This window comes from uncultured Anaerotruncus sp., from assembly GCF_902490045.1.
Lineage (GTDB): Bacteria > Bacillota > Clostridia > Oscillospirales > Ruminococcaceae > Anaerotruncus.
Genome location: NZ_CABUCJ010000188.1, coordinates 1 through 2,828, shown reverse-complemented (window position 1 = coordinate 2,828; position 2,828 = coordinate 1). Strand labels below are relative to the sequence as shown.

Sequence of the window (2,828 nt, the reverse complement as noted above, 5' to 3'; positions counted from 1 at the left end):
CCCGCCGCGCCGCTGGCTTATCTCTTTTCCGCCTTTCCGGTTACAGACCAGTAATTTCCGGCGTCCCGTGGCTGTCCTCCCCCAAATCCGTCTCGTCACCGATCTCCGCGAGCGGCAGGCAGAACCAGAACCGGACCCCGCCTTCGATGTTTTCAACCCCGTAGTCCATCCTGTGGGCCTCCATGACGACCTTGACGATCGCAAGCCCGAGGCCGTAGCCCTGCACCTCGCGCGAACGGGACTTGTCGGCGCGGTAGAAACTGTCGAAGAGGCTTCCGAGGTCGTCTTCGGCGATGGGCGGACTCGAATTCTCCACCGACACGCGGCAGAGGCCCGCCCCGCCGTCCTGCACACGCAGCCGGACGACGCCCTCTTCCGGGGAATATTTGACCGCGTTTTCAAAGAGGTTGTTCACCGCCTGTTCGATCATCGAGTAGTCGGCGGAGACGATGTACTCCTCCTCGAGCTCCTTTTTCACCGTGAGGCGCTTGCGCTCGGTGAGGATGCGGTGGCTGCGCACGGCGTTGTCGAGCACCTCGCTCAGGCAGAAGATCGAGAGCTGCGCCTTTTCCACGCCGCTCTCCAGCCGGGAGAGCTCGAGCAGCTTGCCCACCATCAGCGAGAGCCGGTTGCTCTCCGCGATGATGATCTCGCACGACTCCCTGCGCCGCGGGTCGGTCTCCTCCTCCGCGAGCGCCTCGGCGTAGCTGATCATGAGGGTGAGCGGCGTCTTGAAATCGTGGGAGACGTTCGCCACGAACTGCTGGCGCAGCCGGTCGGTCTGCTGCTGGCGCACGAGGTCGTTCTGGAGCACCTCGTTGGCTTCCATCAGCCGGCTCACCGCCGCCTGCAGGTCGTCCGACATCTGGTTGACGCTCTCGGCGAGCATCGCGATCTCATCGTGCCCCTTCGCCTCGCACCGTTCGGAGAAGTCGAGCCGCGAAATCTTTCCCGCCGCCCGCTGGATTCCCTGGATCGGCCGCGTGATCCGCCCGACCACGAAATAGATGATCACCGCGCCCACCAGCAGGATCGCGATCGAAGTCAGCGCGGTGTATTTGACCGCGAGGTCGGCGAAGGATTTGAGGTACCCGCGCGGGGTCTGGATATAGAGGTAGAGGTTGTCGTCCAGCCGGGTGGAGAGGGTGAGCATCCCGTCGTCGTCCCACGGGTTGAAGGACTCCTCCAGCCGCACGTCAAAGCTCTCGTCCGCCCCCTGAAGCCGCGCGAGCATCTCCTCCTGGAACCGGTCGGCGTCCTCCTTTCGCGGCTTGGGGGCGTTTTCCCGGTCGCCCCACGGGCGCATCTCCTCCCGGCCGGTGCGGGAGTGGTAGCGCATCTGGGCCTTCCCGTCCCCGTCGATCTCAAAGAGGCTCACGATCGCGTTGCCGTTTTCCAGCCGCCCGATCGCGTCGTAGATTTCCTCGCTGTTCTCCTGGTAGGCGGCGCGGATCGTCCGCGCGCTCTGCTCCAGCTCGCCGACCTTGTTGCTCTGGTAAAACCGCTCGAACAGGGTGGAGCCCATGAAAAGCAGGACCACCACATTCACCACGAGGATGAAAAAGATGACCCCGAAAAGCTCCTTGCGGATGCCGCTTTTAATCCGTCCATTCAAATTTGTAGCCCACCTTCCTCACGGTGGTGATGCAGGAGGCGTATTTCCCCAGCTTGGCGCGCAGGCATTTGATGTGGGTGTCGACCGTGCGGTCGTCCCCGTTGTAGTCCATGTCCCACACCGTGCAGATGATCTGGTCGCGGGTGAGCACGATCCCCTGGTTTTTCACGAGGTAGTAGAGCAGGTCGAATTCCTTGGGCGTCGTGATGATCTTTTGCCCGTCCACCAGCACCGTGCGCTCGCGGTAGAGGATTTTGAGCCCGCCCACCTCCGCGTCGCTCATGTCGTTGGCGTTCGTGCGCTTGAGCAGGTTCTTCACCCGCGTCACGAGGATGGTCGGCGAAAAGGGCTTGGCGATGTATTCGTCCGCCCCCGCATGGAACCCCGCCACCTCGTCCCGCTCGCTGTCGCGCGCGGTCAGCATCAGGATCGGCACGTCCGACCTGCCGCGGATCTCCCGGCAGGCGTCGTACCCGTCCTTACGGGGCATCATCACGTCGAGCATCACCAGCACGACGTCGTCGTTGTCCTCGAATTTTTCCACCGCCTGCTGGCCGTCAGCGGCCTCCACCACCTTAAAGCCCTCCCGCACGAGATAGCTCGCCACGAGCTGTCGGATCTTCGCTTCGTCCTCCGCGATCAATATTTTGCTGTCCATTCCGGCACCGTCCCAACGTTCATTTTGAAAGGCCACGCCTTTCCACCGTTCCAGTATGCGGAGCTTTTGTGACGCTTCTGTGTGTAAAGTTTGACGAATCGGAAAATTGCGTCGGGCTAACCGGCCGCCCCTTCCGAGCCACGTCGCCACAGGGCGCAGAGCAGGAGGCCCGCCGTACAGAAGCCCGCGCCCGCCGCCATCGCCCGTTCGACGCCTCCCTCGGCGAGCCTGCCGAAGATGAGCCCGGCGCCCGCGGCGGCCAGGTTCATCACACTCGAGTAGACCGACAGCATCGTCGCCCGCCCGCAGGAGCGCACCTGCCGGTTCTGGATTTCCATGCCGATGGGCGCGAAAACCGACGCGGACAGCCGCAGCGCCAGGATGCCCGCGACCGAAAGCAGGGGGCTTTCGGCCGCGGCAAGCAGCCCGCAGGAGAGCGCGCCGAGCAGAAAGAGGCCCGAGAGGGCCCGCCCCTCCCCCAGCCGGGCGGTCAGCCGGTGGGAGCGCGCGGCAAAGAGCCCCATGAGGGTCAGCGGGATGAAGAGGTACCCCATC

3 protein-coding genes are annotated in these 2,828 nt (G+C 64.0%); all 3 read right to left on the bottom strand.

Going from position 1 to position 2,828, the window contains the following annotated elements:
• Positions 1-40 precede the first annotated feature (40 nt).
• Positions 41-1,615 (bottom strand): HAMP domain-containing sensor histidine kinase, encoded by a 1,575-nt coding sequence (locus tag RDM88_RS12485; RefSeq protein ID WP_308755151.1) that lies wholly within the window; start codon positions 1,613-1,615, stop codon positions 41-43.
• On the bottom strand, positions 1,599-2,273 hold the full coding sequence (locus RDM88_RS12480; protein ID WP_308755150.1) for a response regulator transcription factor: 675 nt from the start codon (positions 2,271-2,273) through the stop codon (positions 1,599-1,601). Before RDM88_RS12480 ends, RDM88_RS12485 begins: the two co-directional genes overlap by 17 nt.
• A gap of 116 nt (positions 2,274-2,389) precedes the next feature.
• On the bottom strand, positions 2,390-2,828 hold a 439-nt coding region (locus RDM88_RS12475; RefSeq protein ID WP_374045469.1), incomplete at its 5' end, for a hypothetical protein.